At 47.2% G+C, this 19,568-nt stretch carries 19 protein-coding genes and 2 tRNA genes; 7 read left to right on the forward strand and 14 right to left on the reverse strand.

The window, feature by feature from the left end; all coding sequences use genetic code 11:
* Positions 1 to 158: 158 nt before the first annotated feature.
* From AAHK14_RS02755 to gluQRS, 3 genes are all read left to right on the forward strand, one after another.
* Entirely contained in the window at positions 159 to 977 is an 819-nt protein-coding gene (locus tag AAHK14_RS02755) for a metallophosphoesterase (RefSeq protein ID WP_194092621.1), read from the forward strand.
* Between the two features lie 132 nt (positions 978 to 1,109).
* The gene (gene dksA / locus AAHK14_RS02760) at positions 1,110 to 1,526 is read left to right on the forward strand and encodes an RNA polymerase-binding protein DksA (RefSeq protein ID WP_065255043.1); all 417 of its coding nucleotides are present in this window, start codon (positions 1,110 to 1,112) and stop codon (positions 1,524 to 1,526) included.
* Between the two features lie 7 nt (positions 1,527 to 1,533).
* On the forward strand, positions 1,534 to 2,460 hold the full coding sequence (gluQRS, locus tag AAHK14_RS02765; protein ID WP_065255044.1) for a tRNA glutamyl-Q(34) synthetase GluQRS: 927 nt from the start codon (positions 1,534 to 1,536) through the stop codon (positions 2,458 to 2,460).
* 14 nt (positions 2,461 to 2,474) lie between these two features.
* Here gluQRS and AAHK14_RS02770 read toward each other — a convergent pair whose 3' ends face one another.
* Positions 2,475 to 3,650: a putative peptidoglycan glycosyltransferase FtsW gene (locus AAHK14_RS02770; protein WP_065255045.1), complete on the reverse strand. Its 1,176-nt coding sequence runs from the start codon at positions 3,648 to 3,650 to the stop codon at positions 2,475 to 2,477.
* 594 nt (positions 3,651 to 4,244) lie between these two features.
* Complete coding sequence (gene murD / locus AAHK14_RS02775) at positions 4,245 to 5,639, reverse strand: UDP-N-acetylmuramoyl-L-alanine--D-glutamate ligase (protein WP_065255046.1); 1,395 nt, start codon at positions 5,637 to 5,639, stop codon at positions 4,245 to 4,247.
* Between the two features lie 119 nt (positions 5,640 to 5,758).
* On the opposite strand from murD, the gene glnK reads away from it, so the two are divergent.
* The gene (gene glnK / locus AAHK14_RS02780; RefSeq protein WP_065255047.1) at positions 5,759 to 6,097 is read left to right on the forward strand and encodes a P-II family nitrogen regulator; all 339 of its coding nucleotides are present in this window, start codon (positions 5,759 to 5,761) and stop codon (positions 6,095 to 6,097) included.
* Between the two features lie 56 nt (positions 6,098 to 6,153).
* On the opposite strand, the gene AAHK14_RS02785 is transcribed toward glnK, so the two are convergent.
* From AAHK14_RS02785 to AAHK14_RS02795, 3 genes are all read right to left on the reverse strand, one after another.
* On the reverse strand, positions 6,154 to 6,519 hold the full coding sequence (locus tag AAHK14_RS02785) for a hypothetical protein (RefSeq protein ID WP_065255048.1): 366 nt from the start codon (positions 6,517 to 6,519) through the stop codon (positions 6,154 to 6,156).
* Positions 6,520 to 6,686: 167 nt separating this feature from the next.
* Positions 6,687 to 6,941, reverse strand: coding sequence for a hypothetical protein (locus AAHK14_RS02790; protein WP_065255049.1), 255 nt, complete (start codon positions 6,939 to 6,941; stop codon positions 6,687 to 6,689).
* A 16-nt stretch (positions 6,942 to 6,957) separates the two neighbouring features.
* Complete coding sequence (locus tag AAHK14_RS02795; protein ID WP_065255050.1) at positions 6,958 to 7,914, reverse strand: DNA/RNA non-specific endonuclease; 957 nt, start codon at positions 7,912 to 7,914, stop codon at positions 6,958 to 6,960.
* A 208-nt stretch (positions 7,915 to 8,122) separates the two neighbouring features.
* Between AAHK14_RS02795 and mutY the strand changes: the two genes are divergently transcribed.
* Complete coding sequence (mutY, locus tag AAHK14_RS02800) at positions 8,123 to 9,268, forward strand: A/G-specific adenine glycosylase (protein WP_065255051.1); 1,146 nt, start codon at positions 8,123 to 8,125, stop codon at positions 9,266 to 9,268.
* Positions 9,269 to 9,338: 70 nt separating this feature from the next.
* Here mutY and AAHK14_RS02805 read toward each other — a convergent pair whose 3' ends face one another.
* Positions 9,339 to 10,280, reverse strand: coding sequence for a polyprenyl synthetase family protein (locus tag AAHK14_RS02805; protein ID WP_156064969.1), 942 nt, complete (start codon positions 10,278 to 10,280; stop codon positions 9,339 to 9,341).
* Positions 10,281 to 10,411: 131 nt separating this feature from the next.
* Here AAHK14_RS02805 and AAHK14_RS02810 point away from each other — a divergent pair.
* Together AAHK14_RS02810 and AAHK14_RS02815 are read left to right on the forward strand one after the other, a co-directional pair.
* A tRNA-Phe gene (locus tag AAHK14_RS02810) sits at positions 10,412 to 10,487 on the forward strand.
* Positions 10,455 to 10,670: a hypothetical protein gene (locus AAHK14_RS02815; RefSeq protein ID WP_172823641.1), complete on the forward strand. Its 216-nt coding sequence runs from the start codon at positions 10,455 to 10,457 to the stop codon at positions 10,668 to 10,670. Before AAHK14_RS02810 ends, AAHK14_RS02815 begins: the two co-directional genes overlap by 33 nt.
* Here the strand turns inward: AAHK14_RS02815 and rplS are convergent.
* The 8 genes from rplS to phoU all read right to left on the reverse strand — a co-directional run bounded on the left by rplS (position 10,667) and on the right by phoU (position 19,470).
* On the reverse strand, positions 10,667 to 11,035 hold the full coding sequence (gene rplS, locus AAHK14_RS02820; protein WP_062501004.1) for a 50S ribosomal protein L19: 369 nt from the start codon (positions 11,033 to 11,035) through the stop codon (positions 10,667 to 10,669). The two genes, AAHK14_RS02815 and rplS, sit on opposite strands and share 4 nt — an antisense overlap.
* Positions 11,036 to 11,191: 156 nt before the next feature.
* Positions 11,192 to 13,036 (reverse strand): glutamine--fructose-6-phosphate transaminase (isomerizing), encoded by a 1,845-nt coding sequence (glmS, locus tag AAHK14_RS02825; protein WP_065255052.1) that lies wholly within the window; start codon positions 13,034 to 13,036, stop codon positions 11,192 to 11,194.
* Positions 13,037 to 13,298: 262 nt separating this feature from the next.
* Positions 13,299 to 14,489, reverse strand: a complete 1,191-nt coding sequence (tuf, locus tag AAHK14_RS02830; protein ID WP_194092777.1) for an elongation factor Tu — start codon at positions 14,487 to 14,489, stop codon at positions 13,299 to 13,301.
* A gap of 367 nt (positions 14,490 to 14,856) precedes the next feature.
* Positions 14,857 to 14,932: transfer RNA gene (locus AAHK14_RS02835), tRNA-Gly, on the reverse strand.
* A gap of 122 nt (positions 14,933 to 15,054) precedes the next feature.
* Entirely contained in the window at positions 15,055 to 16,542 is a 1,488-nt protein-coding gene (locus AAHK14_RS02840; RefSeq protein ID WP_065254924.1) for a Ppx/GppA phosphatase family protein, read from the reverse strand.
* A gap of 179 nt (positions 16,543 to 16,721) precedes the next feature.
* On the reverse strand, positions 16,722 to 17,954 hold the full coding sequence (locus tag AAHK14_RS02845; protein WP_065254923.1) for an ATP-binding protein: 1,233 nt from the start codon (positions 17,952 to 17,954) through the stop codon (positions 16,722 to 16,724).
* Between the two features lie 54 nt (positions 17,955 to 18,008).
* The gene (gene phoB / locus AAHK14_RS02850) at positions 18,009 to 18,689 is read right to left on the reverse strand and encodes a phosphate regulon transcriptional regulator PhoB (protein ID WP_065254922.1); all 681 of its coding nucleotides are present in this window, start codon (positions 18,687 to 18,689) and stop codon (positions 18,009 to 18,011) included.
* A gap of 109 nt (positions 18,690 to 18,798) precedes the next feature.
* Positions 18,799 to 19,470, reverse strand: a complete 672-nt coding sequence (gene phoU / locus AAHK14_RS02855; RefSeq protein ID WP_062500552.1) for a phosphate signaling complex protein PhoU — start codon at positions 19,468 to 19,470, stop codon at positions 18,799 to 18,801.
* Positions 19,471 to 19,568 lie beyond the last annotated feature (98 nt).

The raw sequence follows: 19,568 nt of genomic DNA on the forward strand, positions 1-19,568 counted from the left end.
ATTGAAATCTGTTTGACATTCTTTATTTATCATATTTTTAAAAGGCATTGTAGGGATAACTCACATTTTCCCTATGAATTTGAACAAAATAATATTTGAACAAATGGCAATCTGCCCCACTCATTTACATTTAACCATATTTTTAAACCCATTGCCCCATGACCTACCCCACCCACCTATCCGCCCCGTCTGATTTTATCATCGCTCAAATCAGCGATTTACATCTATCCACGCACGCCCCTACTAATACCGATAAATTTTTAAAAGTGTTGGACTTTGCCTTAACCTTTAAGCCCAATTTATTGTTACTCACAGGCGATTTGGTTAATGACGGCAATTTACCCCTTTATGATTGGCTGTTTGCTATACTGGATAAAACACACATTCCCTATCTGTGCTTGGCGGGCAATCATGACGTAACGCATGAGATAGGGCATGATTTGCCTTTTGATAAACGCACATTTGCCCCCATTGCCAAAGATAACAGACTCATTGACACCCACCGCCTTGTCATAGAGCTACCCCACGCTACTTGGCAACTCTTGGCGGTCAATTCTGCCGTAGGCGGTCATATCTATGGGCGACTTGATGATGACAAACTTACCTTTTTAAAGACTCATCTAGCCCACGCCATGCCCACCCTTATCGCCCTGCACCACCACCCCACCCCTGTCGGCTCGGCATGGATAGATGAGCATATTTTAAAAAATGGCGATGAGTTTTGGGCAATATTGAACGCTCATGCCATCGATACCGCCAACCGCCCCCATGTTCTCTGTGGACACGTTCATCAGGCACATATCTTGCAACAAAACGGCGGAACGCTCTATACCTGCCCTGCCACGTCTCGCCAATTTGCCCCGTACCGAGATGATTTTGGTATTGATGATGTGGCGAGCGGTTTTCGTTTGCTACAATTACATAACAATCGTACGCTAGACACATGGGTCAAAAGGCTGGATAATAGCGGGTTTTAAAAATAAGGCTAGTCCTTAATTTTTTTATGGAATTACTTGAAAAATCCAAACATATCCCCATTTAGGACGCAATTTTTTGAGTGTTAATTTTTTCATGCTTGGTCAAATTGACCGTTTTTAAAGGATAAACGCATGGCAAACGCCACTTTCACCCCCTACACCCCTGCCAAAGACGAAGAATATATGTCGGACGCTCAGTTGGAGCATTTTCGTGCGATTTTGGTAAACTGGAAAACCGAACTGCTTGCCGAAGCCGAACGCACCAAAGACTACATTAACGAAGAGACAGGGGCAATGGCGGACATCAATGACCGTGCCACCCAAGAAGAAGAGTTTGCCCTAGCTCTACGCACCCGAGACCGTGAGCGTAAACTGGTGCGTAAGATTGATAAATCACTTGCCGAGATTGATACAGGCGATTATGGGTTTTGTGAGACGTGTGGCACGGAGATTGGGCTAAAACGCCTAGAAGCCCGCCCCACCGCCACGCAATGCATTGACTGCAAAACCATGTCCGAGATGAAAGAAAAGCAAAATCACGGACACTAAGCCTGCCATGAACCCACGCCCCATTATCGGTCGCTTTGCCCCGTCCCCGACTGGGGCGTTGCATTTGGGGTCGCTGTGTACTGCTTTGGCAAGCTATTGTCATATCAAATCATTGGGCGGACAGTGGCTTGTGCGGATTGAAGACGTGGATTTTGAGCGGTGCAAGCCTGATTATGCCACGTCTATCTTGACTGATTTGGATAATTTAGGACTACACTCGGACGGCGAAATCCTATTTCAGTCCAAACGGACGGATATTTATGATGAGTATTTAAGTTACTTGTCAAATATCACTTATCATTGTACCTGCTCTCGCAAGGACTTGTCCGCCCTATCCATACCTGCGTTGAGCTTTTATGACGTTAATATCAAAGATTTACACCTTGCTCCGATTTATCCCCGTCTTTGCCTACACAAAAATTTAACCGACAACAAAATCCGCCTATGCCTGCCTGACGTGCTGACTGCTTTTTTTGACGGCATACAAGGCGTGATATGGGACAATCCTGCCAAAAGTCTCGGCGATGTGGTTGTCAAACGCCAAAATGGCATGATAAACTACATACTCGCCTGCACCATTGATGACGGCTTGCAAGGGATAACGCACGTCATGCGGGGGCTTGACATTATGCCGATGACAGTCGCCCAGCTTTTTATCGCCAAAGCGCGCCGACTGCCCACCCCTCACTATTTTTATCATCTGCCCCTGCTTGTCAATGCTGACGGGCAAAAACTCTCCAAACAAAACCTTGCCACCCCGATAGATACCACCACGCCTGATAAAGTGAGTGATTTACTCTTTACTGCTTTAACCTTGCTTGGGCAAAATCCGCCAACAGAGCTACAAAAAGAGACGCCCGACACGATACTCATGTGGGCGGTTAGGCATTGGGATAATGGCGTGTTACAAGGGGCAACATTGGGGGCGGTTTAAACACCCCAACCCTTTTAATACTCTCTGTTTTTATTTTCCAGATAAATTCGCTCGCTTTCTTTGTCCGCCTTTAAAATCATGGCAATCATGATAAGTGCCATCAGCATGGACGAACCGCCAAAGCTATAAAATGGCAAGGTCAAGCCCTTGGTTGGCATAAGCCCCATGTTCATGCCTGCATTAATCAGCACTTGCCCAAAAATCACCACGCCAAAGCCAAATACCATGTAGCTAAGACGCAGTTGGCGACGTTTTAGGGCGGTATGGCTGATTCTCATAATCGTCGCCACAATCAGCACTTCAAGCAGTAACACAAACGCCACCCCCAAAAAACCCAACTCTTCGCCTGTGATGGCTAGGATAAAGTCGGTATGGGCTTCGGGCAGGTGCGATAGTTTTTGCACACTGTTGCCATAACCCACCCCATCAAACTCACCCCGTCCAAAGGCTATCAGACTGCGAGACAGCTGATAATCGGTGTCCTGCACGTCATCAAACGGATCCCAAAACGACATGAGTCGCTCTTTACGATAATCCGATGACAGCAGTCCATAGACCAAAGCTGGCACGAACACCGCCGACACCAACGCCACATAATGCGGCAATGGCACCCCGCTGACAAACAAAATAATACTCGCCGTGGCGATAATCACCGCCACCGAACCATAGTCAGGTTGCCACAAAATCAGGGCAATCATCGGCAAATACCACACCGTCAGTCGCCACCCTGCAATCAGGCTGCCCCGCACTTCTGCCGACCGTCTGACCACATAGTCAGCAATGATAAGTACCATCAGCAGTTTGACAAATTCGGACGTCTGGAAATTGAATACCCCAAAGTCAAGCCACCGCTGTGAACCATTAATGACCGTCCCCGTTGCCAACGTCACTATCAACAGCAGTAGTGCCGCAAGCCATGCCAGCACCAGTAGCCCAATCTCAAAATACCATTTGAGTGGCAAGCGATAGACAATCATACTCACCACCAAACCGATGGCAATATAAGTCGCTTGTGAATAAAAAAAAGTCATGGGCGACAAACCTTTGGTCATCGCAAACGGCACCGACGCTGACGCCATCATCAAAAGACTCATGGACAGCAACAAAAACAGGCTCGTCATCAACACCGTCCGAGCAGACGGTACATAAGGCGATGTGGCTATCGTCTTGGAAATGTTAAAAAAACTCATGACAGGGCAATGCTTGGGAAAATTTGGGGCTATATTATAAACCAAATCCCTGCTAAATGCTTGATTATTTGGCAAAAATTTGGGGAAATCAGAAAGGCTTGGGCAAAAGTTGCGTAGGGTTTGGGTAGGGTTTTGAATAAGGTTTGATATTGCCTAGGGCGTGTTGAACTTTTGTATTTGCAATGAAAAATAGGGGAAATCGCCCGTTTTTCAAGGAAAAAACGCAGGCTGATAGTCATTCTATCAGACAAGTTTTTGACGATGGAAAACCAGATTTAGCCATTTTTCATGCAAAAACATTACTTCATTTCTAAAATATTTCTATATTGTAAATAGTGTTATAAAGGTTCAACACGCCCTAAATTATAAGGTAAAAAATATACCACAAATTCAAATAATGTCTGGCGTAGGGGCGTGCTGAGCACGCCTTATACACTCTACAAAATGAAAAAGTGTGACGGTTTCCGTTCGTGGTGAGCCTGTCGAACCATGACGGGAACCGCACGCACTATAAAGCCTGCAACAAACATCAAATTGGCAGGTGTATTCTCACTTGATATCAGCCAAGATTAAAGTAAATTTATAAAAACCCAATCACGCCAACGCTTTGACACATGCCACAAACCGCTCGCCACGCTCATTATAGCTCTTAAATTGGTCTAGGCTTGCACACGCAGGCGACAATAGCACGACTTTGGCGGAGCTTTGACTGGCAAGCTCCACCGCTTTGTCAAGCGTACCTGCCTGTGTCATTTTGCTTGCCAAATCAGGGCTGTTTGCCAACGTTTTTTCTATCAAGCCCGCATCTTGTCCGATAAGATAAATGCTATGGGCAAACTGCTCGGCAAAAGGGGCAAGCTCGGCAAAATCCTGCCCCTTGCCCTGACCGCCCAAAATCAAGGCAAGCGAGTGCTCGCCATACACCGCCCCAAGCCCGTCAATGGCGGAGAGTGTCGCCCCAATATTCGTGCCTTTTGAGTCGTTAAAATACACCTTGCCATTCACGTCCGCCACATATTCACAGCGGTGTGGCAAGCCCTTAAATGTCCGTAGCACGTCAAGCATGGCACTCATGTCAAGCCCCACCGCACTGCCCAAGGCTAAGGCGGATAGGGCATTTAGCAGGTTGTGTTTACCCTTAATCAAAATTTCATCAGATGAGATGAGCTTGTCGCCATTATGACACAGCCAAATACTTTCGCCATTTTCGCCATTGTCATCACGCTCGCCTTTTAGACAAAAGTCCGCCGAAAAGCCTTCGCCAATCCCCCCTGACGTACTTATCATCTGGGCGTGTTTGGGCAAATGAGCGATACAAGTGCGAGCAAGCTCCTTATCGTCCAGCCACACCACGGCATTTTTGGCGTTATCAAAAATGCGTAATTTTTGGGCAAGATACCCTGCCATGTCGCCATGACGGTCTAGGTGGTCGGCAGATAAATTCAAAATGGTCGCCACGTCCGCCCCAAGCCCGCCCATCATTTCAAGTTGAAAGCTCGAAAATTCAAGCACCACCATGTCCATGCCGTCAATGTTTAATAAATCAAGAGCAGGCGTGCCGATGTTACCGCCCACGCCCACCGTTTTGCCTGACTTTTGTGCCATAAGTCCGACCAGCGTGGTTACGGTGGATTTGGCGTTGGAACCTGTAATGGCAATGATGGGCGTGTGCGTGCCGTTGTCCGCATCTCGCTTTTTTAGATTTTCAACGAACACTTGTACATCGCTCACCACGCTCACGCCCTGCTCTATGGCTTGGGCTATGGCGGGCGTGGTGGGGTCGATACCAGGGCTGATGACGACTTTGTCCGAAGCGAGCAAAACATCGGCATGAATACCGCCAAAATAAGTCGCCACACCGCTTGGCAATTTGTCCGCCAACGGGGGAAAATTACCGTCTGTTACGGCAACCGTATGCCCTTGATTTACCAAAAATTGAACCGCAGACAGCCCAGAACCGCCCAAGCCGATGACTGTATAATTTGCCATGAATGTGCCTTTTTTAAATGCTAAATAATCATTATTCTATCAGAATTGGCGTGGGTGTTGTTGGATTTTTGCCAAAATTGTCATATAATGACAAAAGCTACTTGCCAATAAGGATTTTTATGAAACTTGTTACCGCCATTATCAAACCCTTTAAACTGGACGATGTCCGTGAAGCCTTGTCGGACATTGGTGTGAACGGCATTACCATCACCGAAGTCAAGGGCTTTGGTCGCCAAAAAGGGCATACCGAGATGTATCGTGGGGCGGAATATGTGGTGGATTTTTTGCCAAAGGTCAAGCTAGAAATCGCCTGCACCGATGAGATGGTGGACGAGATTATTGAAGCCATCATTGGCGTGGCAGGGACGGGCAAGATTGGCGATGGCAAGATTTTTGTTACGCCATTAGAGCAAGTCATTCGCATTCGCACGGGCGAGACGGACGAGAATGCGTTATAAACAAAACCCCACCGAAGTGGGGTTTTGTGTGTTTGACTAAATCATTAAGCCTTTGGTTATTGTCTAACACCTGTTTGAGTGCCAGCACGGCTTGTGATGGTGATGTTATTTCCGTTTAACGTGATGTTGGCGGTGCCTGAGATGGGTAGGGTTGGGTGTTTGCCTTTACCTGCATATTTGCCACCACCTTGGGCTTTGATGTCTCTGATGACGGTCGTGCCTTCACGCTTTTTGGCTTTTTCGGTCAAGCCTTTGGTCATCACGGCTTGGTAGCCACTGCCTGACTTGCTGATTTTGATGATGGCTTTGGCTTCGCCTTTTTCGCTCATTTTCCAGTTGCCCACAATGGCGTCATCATTGGCAAATGCACTGGCAGATACTGCAACACCTAGACCGATGGCAAGTAGTTTGTTCAATTTCATGGCTTACTCCTGTTTACAAAAATCTCATTAATTCAAGCCAGTCAGTACTCGTACTGACAACTGTTTACCCATTATAAACAAGGATTTTTTAAATTGCAAACATTAACTTTGTAAGCCATTTGCCTTTTTGTAAGTGCTTGGTAAAAATGTTTCTGCCTAGGGCGTGTCTACTCAAAAGGGTTGTTTACCATCACTACTTTGGACGGGTCTTTATCAGCAGTGGCAGGCAAACCTTGGCTATCCAACTCATCAAACGCCCCGCAAAGTGCCTGTGCAAAGTCAAGCAATGCCTGTGCCTGTGCCTTACCCGCCTGCGTTTTGGCAATTTCCACATCACCACTGATGATGACACTGTCCGTGCCGTTCTCTATGGTCAAAGCCCCAATTTGTAGGACTTCGCTGTCATTGTCAAAGATATTCATCGTCTCTCCTATTAGATTATTTTAACAAACCAATTAAAAATTCTAAAATCATCATAATCAGTCTTATCCAGACATCATCTTGACCATCGGTGTCAGCCTGCTGTTTTGGGTCAGACGCAGCAGGCAGATTAAAAGCCACTGACTGCACCTGTGGCGACAGCGATGGCATGGCATTGACGCCCGTGCGTTCGGACAACTCGGCAAGGCTAATATGTTCAATCTTGCCCGAGTCGTCATTGGGTGTATAGTACACGCCTGCACGGTTGATGCCAGGGACATAGACCGCCTTAAAAAAGTGGCTCGGCACCAGTACGCCATCGCCGATTTGGGCGACTTGACGACCTTGGAACACCACACCTGTCACGACATACAGCTCGCCATATTTCAAGGTCAAGTTGCGTGTGTCTCGCTCTATCTCCTGCCACAGTCCACGGTTGTGTGTGCCGTTTTGGGGGGCGATGTTGGCAAGGCTAAAACTGTCAAACTGCTGTGAGACGTTCGCCATGTCGCCATTGGGTGATAAATGCCCCCTGTCATAGCCCGAACGGCGATAGTCATTGAGTGTTGCTCGCACGTTTGTGGGCAGGCGACTCTCTTCGTGAAAGCTGTCTTTGCGAGCCAATGAACGTGCCTGATTGATGCGTTCACAAGTCAAGTACTCGGCAGAGTAGATGGGCGTGCGTGAGATGCCCGAATACAACACGGCAAAGCCATCAAAGCACAGCTCATAATTTTTACGAGCCAGTTTTTGCCCTTTGGTGCCGACCAACTGTGGGGCGGTATTGGCATAAAAATGCTCAGGGCAACTGGCGAGATTTTGGGCGTTTACTGGATTGTTTTGCCCCACAAAAGTCCCCTGCTCGCCATACGCCACCGCTATCTTGGCATGACTGGCGGAGCATAACAGCAGTAACGGCAACACAAGCAGTCGCTGACTGGCACGACATGATGAGAAAAATGGGGCTAAATACATGACAAACTCTAATGACAAAACACGACATTATAACCGATTTTTGATGACAAAGGGTGTTATCTCGCCTGTTTTTGAGCGTTAAAAGACTTACCAGACCATCATGGACATGCCCCACCATGCTTATACCACCTAGAAATCCATCACATCGCCCCCATTATTGTTTCTTATTTTATTATTTTTATTTTTCCAGTCCATTTATCTCCCGCTCATGAACCACGCCACTTTTGCCCCACGCCTGCTTACTTGGTTTGCCACACACGGTCGTCATGACTTGCCTTGGCAATATCATCATGCCGACACGTCCGACATTTATGCCGTTTGGCTGTCTGAGATTATGTTACAGCAAACCCAAGTCGCCACCGTTTTGGGTTATTTTGGGCGGTTTATGGATACATTTCCCACCGTACAAGACTTGGCAAATGCCGACTGGGATGACGTGGCAAACCCATGGGCAGGGCTTGGCTACTATGCTCGGGCAAGAAATCTACATCAAGGGGCAAAGCAAGTGGCGGATTATGTCGCCACGCATGGGCATTTCCCACAGACGGTGGATGAATGGCAAAACGTGCGTGGCGTGGGACGCTCCACCGCAGGGGCGATAGTGGCGATGGGCGTGCGTGGGCGTGGCGTGATATGCGATGGCAACGTCAAACGGGTGCTGACACGCTGGGCAGGCATAGACGGCGACATCACCAAATCCGCCACCGACAAGGTACTGTGGGAGCTTGCCGACACGCTCACGCCCACAGATGATAGCGGTAAGTTCGCCCAAGCGATGATGGATTTGGGGGCGATCGTCTGCACTCGCACTCGCCCTGCTTGCATATCTTGTCCATTATCAGACGACTGCACCGCCCATAAGAACGACAATCCCACCGCCTATCCTGTCAAAGCCAAAAAGGCAGACAAACCCCACCGCCATTCGCTCGTGTTCGCTCTGATGCATGATGACAAACTGTTATGGATAAAACGCCAAAGCGATACAGGGACAGGCATTTGGGACGGACTGTACGCCTTGCCCATGCTGATGATAAATGATAAACAAGGCGATATGCCCCATGATTTACATCACGCCAAAACCATGCATGATAAATACGCCCACGCCCATAAGCCTAGCCTTGCTGAAAGTCAAGTTTTGGATAATCTGCCAAACATCACCATCAATCACCCCAAAACCATCAAGCACACACTCACGCATTTTCATTGGCATTTGTCATTGGTCTATATCAATGTTGATAAAATGCTTTATGACAACATCAACCACGCCCTAACTGCCATTCATGCCGATTTTGTTTGGCAAAAAGGGTATGATGGGCTGGGCGTACCAAAGGCGATGGGGAAATTAGTAGGGTAGGCTTGAAAAGGTTATTAATTCAAATCGTAAAACTAAAAATTTGAAATTTTTCCAAACATCAAAACTCTGTTTAATAATCCCGTTTTTGTAGCCAATCCACCATTTGCAAAAGTAGATTATCATCGCCCAAATCCGCCACCTGCTCCCTTGCCCTATCAAAGAGTTCATCGGCATAGGCACGGGCGTTATCCACGCCAAGCAGTTTGACATAGGTGGACTTGTCCAGTTTTTCATCACTGCCTGCCATTTTGCCAAGCGTTTGGGTGTCCGCCACGACATCTAGCACATCGTCTTGCACCTGATAGGCAAGCCCGATGAGCCGTGCATACTCGCCAAGGCTTGCCATACGCTCATCAGACGCACCGCCACACACCGCTCCCATCAACACACTAGCTTCTATCAACGCCCCTGTTTTGTCCTTGTGAATGGCTTCTAGCTCATCTTGGCTAAGCTGTTTTTGCTCACCGCTCAAATCCGCCTGTTGCCCTGCCACCATACGCCGAGCGTTGGGAGCAAGTATGCCAAGTAGCCTTGCCACGACATCAGCCCCAACCGCCCCGAGCTCATAATCTCCGCCCAACACATCAAAGGCAAGCGACTGCAATACATCGCCTGTCAGCACCGCCGCCCCTTCGCCATAAACCACATGACAAGTCGGCTTGCCACGGCGTAGCTCATCATCGTCCATAGACGGTAGGTCATCATGCACAAGCGAATAACCATGCACGCACTCTATGGCAAGCATGGCACGGCGTACCGCTCCAAAGGCAGGCATATCCACACGCCCCCCAACTGCCAAAAAAGTCGCCAATACAAGCAAAGGACGCACCCGTTTGCCACCGTTAGAAATGGCATAGCGAGACGCTTCACCCAAGGGGTGTGGCAGATTGGCAGTGTCAAATAATAGGTCAAAATCTGCCATTAGCTGATTTTTGGTAAAATCTTGTACGCTGTTTAAATCATCGGTGTGCAATTTACTCATGTCCGCCCCCACGTCAAAAAACGCTATCATACCCCAAAATGCAAGGATTTTGGGTAAAAATCATCGGTTTTTAAAAATTTTTCAAAAAATATGCAAAAAGTGCTTGCAAAGTTTTTAAAATCATATATAATACGCACCACTTAGCCAATAAAGCTAAACATGGCGCGGTAGCTCAGTCGGGAGAGCAACGGATTGAAAATCCGTGTGTCGGCAGTTCGATCCTGCCCCACGCCACCATATTTTAAAACACTCAACTTCGGTTGGGTGTTTTTTGTTGTGCGTGATAAAAATAATGCCATCAAAGGATGTATTCAGCACGCCCATTGGCATATTTTAAAATCAAATGAGCATAAAGCCAAACCACAAAAAACCCTGCCATGTCAGCAGGGTTTTTATTGGATAAATCAGATAAGACATTAAGCGTCTTTTTTGGCACCCAATTTTTCTTTGATACGGGCAGACTTACCAGAACGCTCACGTAGGTAGTAAAGTTTGGCACGGCGAACATCACCACGACGCTTAACTTCGATACCACCGATGATTGGTGAGTGTAGTTGGAATGCACGCTCAACACCCACACCGCTTGAAATCTTACGTACGGTGAAAGATGAGTTGAGACCACGGTTACGCTTAGCGATAACCACGCCTTCAAAGGCTTGTAGACGCTCTTTGTCGCCTTCTTGGACACGAACTTTAACCACAACAGTATCACCAGGGGCGAATGAAGGGTGGTCTTTTAGCTGTGATTGTTCAATTTGTTGAACCAGGGGATGTTTGTTACTCATGGAATACTCCAATAAATGACATAGGCTCATACCTTTCTACATGGCTCAAAGGTCGCATATCATATCATCATCAGATTGAAAAACTCAATCCACGTCCGAGCCACACGGACACATAAAACGGCTCATTATAATAAAAAGCCAAACAAAAATCAAGGGTTATTCCACTGTCACCGACTTGGCAAGGTTACGGGGTTTGTCCACGTCCGTACCACGCACCAAGGCGACATGATAGGAGAGCAGTTGCACGGCAATGGTATGGACAATGGGCGATAACACTCCGATATGGCGTGGCGTGCGAATGACGTGTACGCCGTCTGTTTCGGTAAAGTCGCTGTCAAGGTCGGATAAGACAAACAGCTCGCCACCCCTAGCTCCAACCTCTTGCATATTGGCTTTGACCTTATCAAGCAGTTTGTCATTGGGGGCGATGACCACCACGGGCATGTTTTCATCAACGAGTGCCAAAGGACCATGTTTGAGTTCGCCTGCAGGATAAGCCTCGGCATGGATATAGGTCAGCTCTTTTAATTTTAACGCCCCTTCTAGGGCAATCGGATAATGAATGCCACGCCCCAGATATAACGCAGATGGCTTGGTGGCAAACTCTTTTGCCCATACGGCAAGCTGTGGCTCTAAGTTTAAGGCGTGCTGTATGCTCCCTGGCAACTGACGTAAATCATCAGCATAGCCTACCAACTCATCATCAGACACATGCCCACGAAGTTTGGCAAGCGTCACTGCCAGTCCAAACAAAATCACAAGCTGGGTGGTAAATGCCTTAGTACTCGCCACGCCAATCTCTGCCCCTGCTCGGGTATAGATGGCAAGCGTACTGGCTCGGGGCAAGGCAGATTCTAATACATTACAAATAGATAGGCTGTACTCATGCCCTTGGGATTGGGCGTACTTTAACGCCTCCATCGTGTCTAGGGTCTCGCCCGACTGGCTAATCGTGATGATAAGCTCATCAGGGTCAGCGATGACATCACGGTAGCGATATTCGCTAGCTATCTCTACATCGGTACGAATACGAGCGATGGATTCTAGCCAATATTTGCCCGTGAGTGCCGAATAATAAGACGTGCCACAGGCTAGGATTTTTATGCTTTTAGTTTTTGAGAAAATCTCTGGGGCATGCTCACCAAAATTCTCTGACACAAAACCGCCATCTAGGAAAATTTCTGCCGTATCCGCCACCGCTTTTGGCTGTTCATAAATCTCTTTTTGCATAAAGTGGCTATACCCACCCAGCTCCAAACTTGCCAATGACAGCTCGGAAGTTTTTACCGCACGCTCGGTTTTGTCGCCATTTTTATCAAGGAGCATGTCAATGCCGTTAGCGGATAACAAAGCAATATCGCCATCTTCTAAATAAGTGACTTTACGGGTAAAGGCAATGACTGCCGACACATCGGATGCGATAAATACTTCTTCATCGCCAAATGCCACCAGGAGCGGACAGCCCATGCGAGCCACCACCATGTGAGCAGGGTCATCATGGCACATCACAGCAATGGCAAATGCCCCATGAAAACGACTGCACGCTGTTTGTACTGCACGGTACAAATCCTTGCCGTTATTTTCGTATTCGTGGCGGACGCTGTGAGCGATGACTTCGGTGTCGGTTTGCGATTCAAATTCATAACCCAATGCTTCTAGGCGAGTACGTTCGGCTTCAAAATTCTCAATAATGCCGTTATGCACCACCGAGATGAGTCCGCCTGAGATGTGCGGGTGAGCGTTTGGCTCGGTAACACCGCCATGTGTTGCCCAGCGGGTATGTCCGATGCCGATATGACCTGTCAGCCCTTTTTGCCTGACCGCCTCTTCCATGAGAGCGACACGCCCCACACGACGAACTCGTTTAATCTTTTGTTCGCTCTCACTATAGACCGCAATGCCTGACGAGTCATAGCCACGATATTCTAGGCGTTTTAGCCCGTCTGTTAAAAAATCCACCACATTGGCATGGGCACGAATTGCCCCAACGATACCGCACATATTTGTTCCTTAGTATCTGGTTAATGTTACAATGACAAAGATTGCCACAAAAAGTCCTACCCCAAATCGTTAGGTAAGGCGTGTATTATAGCAGATTTGGCAGTCGCTGTGACATCTGCTTTGGTGGTAGTTTTGCAACGCCCCCCCCCTTTTTTTTTCCTTTGCAAACCCCACCCCAAAAACCCAAACCCCCCACCATCTCTGGCAGGGGGTTTGGTTTGACTTGGTTGGTCTTGTTTGCTGTTAAGCCAATCTTGTTAGATTAGTTCTTAACGTTAGCAACAACACCAGCACCTACGGTGCGACCACCTTCACGAATCGCGAAGCGTAGACCTTTGTCCATGGCGATTGGGTGGATAAGCTCAACACTCATCTCAACGTTGTCGCCAGGCATAACCATTTCAGTACCTTCTTGTAGGGTGATGGCACCTGTTACGTCAGTGGTACGGAAGTAGAATTGTGGACGATAGCCATTTAGGAATGGAGTATGACGACCACCTTCTTCTTTTGACAGTACGTATACTTCAGCGTCAAAGTTGGTGTGTGGGGTGATTGAACCTGGCTTGGCTAGTACTTGACCACGTTGAACTTCTTCACGCTTGGTACCACGTAGTAGAACACCACAGTTCTCGCCAGCACGACCTTCGTCTAGTAGCTTACGGAACATCTCAACACCAGTACAGGTGGTTTTGGCGGTGTCTTTGATACCTACGATTTCAACTTCATCACCAACTTTGATGATACCAGATTCAACACGACCTGTTACCACAGTACCACGACCAGAGATAGAGAATACGTCTTCGATTGGCATTAGGAATGCTTTATCGATGTCACGCTCAGGCTCAGGAATGTAGCTGTCTAGGGTGTCTAGTAGTTCTAGGATGGCAGGCTCGCCATATTGACCAGCATCACCGTTTAGACCTAGAAGAGCAGAACCTTTGATGATTGGGGTGTCATCACCTGGGAAGTCATAGTCAGATAGAAGTTCACGTACTTCCATTTCTACTAGTTCTAGTAGCTCTTCGTCGTCTACTAGGTCGCACTTATTCATGAATACCATGATGTAAGGTACACCAACCTGACGAGACAGAAGGATGTGCTCACGAGTTTGTGGCATAGGACCATCTGTGGCAGCAACAACTAGAATCGCACCGTCCATTTGAGCGGCACCAGTAATCATGTTTTTAACGTAGTCGGCGTGACCGGGGCAGTCTACGTGTGCATAGTGGCGAGCTGCAGTGTCATACTCGATGTGAGAAGTGTTAATGGTAATACCACGAGCTTTTTCTTCAGGAGCTGAGTCAATGGCAGCGTAGTCTTTTGCTTCACCACCGTGGTGCTTAGCAGCAACGGTAGCAATCGCAGCAGTTAGGGTAGTTTTACCGTGGTCAACGTGACCGATGGTACCAACGTTTACGTGTGGTTTGTTACGTTCGAATTTGGCTTTGGCCATGGGTATGTCCTCTTATTAACCTATGAATTTAGGTATGGAAATTTTCGCTCGGATTGTCTTAATTTCACAGACAAATTTATGACAACATTCAAACGAATTTGCCATATCTTGCTAATTATAACACAACTCTTTATAATTTAAACCACCGTCAATGTAAAATTATGCCAATTTTACAGGAAAATTTGTGGGTTTTATCCCAAATATGATGAATTTTTAGACAAATTGATAAAAATAATTTATAAGGATGTAAAATAAATACATTGGTTTTGTTGATAATTTCATCATTTATCAAGTAGTTTTACAGATTTTCAATACAAATTTAACCAACAAAAAAGCCCAAACCTTTCGATTTGGACTTTTTAAAATTTGGAGCGGGAAACGAGATTCGAACTCGCGACCCCAACCTTGGCAAGGTTGTGCTCTACCAACTGAGCTATTCCCGCTTATCAGCATTCGCTGTATGGGTGCGTATTATATAGGATTTTTGGCAGACGTCAAGCACTTTTTTAAAAATTTTAAAAAAAAATTCAAAAAATTTTAGCCGTTTTAAATTTTTAAAAATAAATCAACGACTTAGCACATCCAAAGTCACGCCCCACGACAGAAAGTTATCAATCTCATCAACCAGCCCCGTGAACAGCTTCTCTTTTTGCATGTCCAGCACCCAGTGCGTCGGACTGTGCAGGGTGAATTTGATGTCAGACTTTTGGATGTCGGTGCGAGTGTGGTTAATCGCCACCGCCAAACGCAGTAGTAGTGCCAGCTTGGTCATTCTGTCGGTGCTGATGCCCATCAATGCCTTATGGTCGTTTGCGGTGATTTTTCGGCGGTGATAACGCACCATGCCTGCCAGTCTGGTCTGCTCCATCTGCGAAAACCCTGCTATCTCGCCAAACTCCAAGATATACGCACTGTGGCGATGATAGCTACTATGCCCGATACTCATGCCAATCTCATGCAACAGTGCCGAGCGTCTGAGCAGGTCATGGTCGTTTTGGTTTAACCCCAGTGGCTCTTGGGCGACATCAAAGAGCAAACGGGCGGTCTTAGCGACTCGCTTGGCTTGTTTTTTGTCCACATTGAACTTATCAATGAGCTTCATCACCCCGCCATCACGGGCGTCATTGCTGTCAAAACGTGAGAGCATGTCATACATGACCCCTTCACGAAGAGCCCCATCAGAGTAGCTCATCGCCTTGACCCCAAAGGCTTCCATCACCGCCAGCAGTATCGCCACGCCAGCAGGGAAAATCGCCTTACGATGAGCCTTGACCCCTTGTAAGTCAATATGCTCAATATGCCCAACATCCATCAAATGCTGTTTTAGAGCCAATACCGCCCCTTTGGTAATCAGTCCATGCTTGATAAGCCCAAGCCCCGTCAATGCCCCCAGCACCGCCTTAATCGTCCCTGATGAGCCAATCACTCGCTCAAAGCCCATTTTCTGATAGCGTCTAATGTGCTGAGCCATCTCTTTTTTGGCAGAACGCATGGCATGCCCAAAGGCTTCATCATTTATCACGCCATCTTTAAAAAACTTCTGCGTAAAGCTCACCGCCCCCATCTGTGCCGACTCGGTCAGGAGCGAATGACCACCCTGCCCGATGATAAGCTCAGTTGAACCACCACCGATGTCAATGACAAACCGAAGTTCATCACTAGGGTTTGTGTTCGCCACGCCCAGATAGATAAGGCGAGCTTCTTCACGCCCTGAGATGACTTCAATGGGGCAAGGCAAAATCTGATTTGCCTTGGCGATAAACTCATCGCTGTTGATCGCTTGCCTTAGGGTGTTGGTCGCAACCACACGCAAACGCTCGCCTGCCACATTATCCAAGCGACCCATAAAGCGAGACAAGCAAGCAAGTCCACGCTCTTGGGCGTCGGCACTTAAATGACCTTGCTCATCTAGCCCTGCCCCCAGTTGGACTTTTTCGGACATGGACGCAATTTTTTTTAGCTCGCCATCTTTGACATAGGCGATTGCCATGTGAAAGCTGTTTGACCCCAAATCAATGGCACATAAGAGTTCATCATCGATGATACTTGACATAACTGTCCTTTGGCTGTGTGGCTAAGTGGATAAAAAGTGATAAAATTGTCAGATTAATTTTAAAATCAAAAAAAGCTTTTAAAATTTGGTGTTATCAATATCTGCACACCCATTTTTAATACACTTTTAACATATTTTTAAAAAACCCTAAATCATGGTCACGCCCAATTTTAAAATCATCAAACCAATCGCTCTTTGGGAAATAGGATTTTAAAGGTAGAACCTTGACCCAACACCGAATCGATGTGCAGACTTGCCCCATGTTTGTGCAGGACATGCTTGACAATGGCAAGCCCAAGCCCCGTCCCACCCGTGGCACGAGAACGCCCACTATCAACCCGATAAAACCGCTCGGTCAGGCGTGCCAAATGCGTCTCTTCAATGCCAATGCCATTATCAGCAATGCTTAGCAGTCCGCCATCTGACGTCTCTTCCCACAAAATGCTAATCTCGCCCTGCCTGCCTGTCTCGGTGCTGTCCGTGGGCGTGTATTTCATGGCGTTGATGACAAGATTTAAAATGGCACTGTATAAATATTTCTCAATGCCCAGCACATGACGCTCGGTGTCTAGGTGTATGTCTAGCAAATGCCCGAACTCTTTGTTGGTCGCACGGGCGTCATCAAAGACCTGCATGAGCAATCGGGGCATGTCCACCGCCACTTGTTGCTCGCTGTCATCATGTTCTAGTCGTGACAACATGAGCAGGTCATTGACTAAGTTGTTCATCCGCCGTGCTTGCTCGCTCATCAAGGCAAAGCCCCGTTGCCATTTGGGTTCTAGGCTCGGGGCGTTTGAGAATGTCTCAATATAACCCATCAGCACCGTCAAAGGCGTTCGCATTTCGTGCGACACGTTACCCACGAAGTCGGTTCTCATTTGTTCTAGATGATGAATGTAGGTGTGATTGGCGACGGTCAAAAGCACGTGGTTATGGGCGTTATTAATCCTAGCGAGTGTAACCTTATAAATCTCGCCACGGTAAATCTGCCCAAAAAACTCAAAGGCTTGTTTGGTGGATTTGGCGGTATTGGTTGGGTTGGGTTGGTTGGTTGGATTAGCCGATTTGGCAGATTGATAAATGGCATGAAAAATGTCAGGGAATTTTTCCAAAAATTCATGATTTAAAATCAGCGATGACACCTTAGCACCGATAATCGGCTTATCCACATAAGCGGTCAAGATAAACAGTGCCGATGAGTTATGCCACACTATGCGTTCGTGTTCATCTAATATCATCAGCATGTCATCGGATGATTCTAATATCTGATAAAAATCATCGGATAAATCAGGGGCTGTGTCTAACTTTGCATTGACAGCCTTTGCATTGATAGCCGATGACCGACCGACAACATCTGCCGTCGTGTCTGTCTTATCAAGCCCCTTCTTATCAAGCCCTTTATCGTCCAACATGAAACTTGCCTTGCTTTTGTTATATCATTTTGATTTTTAAAATATTTTTATTAATCATTGATTAGAAAACCGATAACCCGTCCCACGCACCGTCTGAATCAGCCCATCCACGCCATGCGGGGCAAGCACTTTACGCAAACGGCGAATATGCACATCAATGGTACGCTCATCAATGTACACATTACCACCCCACACATGGTCTAATATCTGACTGCGACTGTACACTCGCTCAGGGTGGGTCATGAAAAATTTTAACAGCTTATACTCGGTGCTACTGACCGCCACAGGCGACTCAGCGACCGAGACACGCTGACTTTTGTCATCAAGGCACAGCTCGCCCACGCTCAGCACTTTATCAGTTGGCATGCTACGGCGTAACACCGCCTTGACACGGCTAACCAGCTCCTTGGTGCTAAATGGCTTGGTCATATAATCATCCGCCCCAGCGTCCAGCCCCAGTACTTTATTGTCTTCTTCGCCTTTGGCGGTCAGCATGATGATAGGAATGTCATCGGTACTGCTGTCTTTTTTGAGCAAGCGACAAAAATCCACCCCCGATGTGCCTTGGGGCAACATCCAATCCAATATCATCAAATCAGGGCGAGCGTCCACAATCTGACGATGAGCCGTCTTGACATCATACGCCGACACCGTCTCAAAATCCGCCATCTGTAACGTCGTGGCAATCAGCTCGTTAATGGCAGGTTCGTCTTCAACGATTAAAATGGTAGGCATGGGTTATCCTTAATTCACACAACAGCCCATATAGGGCATTGCCAAAAAATAACAATACTATAACAATAACACAAAACATCACAAAAGTGGGTAACTATTTGCAACCACCCTACTCCCCCACAACATCACGCACCACACTCATCTCGCTATGGCGAATGTCCGTACCGCTACTGGTATAGATGACAAGCTCCGCCACGTTACGGGCATGGTCGCCCACCCGCTCCAACGCTCGCAATACCCACAGCGTGTGCATAATCTCGGACGACTTTATCTCATCTTTGTCCTGTAATGCCACCAACAGTTCGCCATACTCGCTATCAACAAGCTCGTCCATCTGCATGACATCAAAGGCAAAACGACTGTCGTGATTATTAAAGGCTTCCAAAGCGTCCAGCGTCATCATACGCACATTGTCGGCAAGGGTGTGGACATTGGCATGAATGGGCGTGTCATATAGGGCAATGCGAGCGATTTTTACTGCTTCATCGCCAATCCGTTCAAGGTCAATCACCGCCTTACTCATGCTCATGATATACCGCAAATCCACCGCCGTGGGCTGACGCATGGCGACAAGTTTGACCACTTTGTCATCAAGCTGTCTTTCATAGTCATTGATTGTCTTGTCTGACTCAATGACCGCCCGTGCCAGCTCTTTGTCGCCATCGGATAGGGCTTTGATGGCTTTACCGACATTACTGATTGCCAAATTGCCCATCGTTAGGAGCAATTCTTTGGCAACGGTTAATTCGTGGTCGTAGGATTTTGAAGTGTGTTTTTCCATTATTTTTTCCAAATTTTAATTAAAAATTATTAAAATTGTCAATTAAACTTCCTAAAAAACCAGTTTTCCGTTCGCCCTTGTATCAACCCAACACCAAA

It is taken from the genome of Moraxella sp. K1664, from assembly GCF_039693965.1.
Classification (GTDB): Bacteria; Pseudomonadota; Gammaproteobacteria; order Pseudomonadales; family Moraxellaceae; genus Moraxella.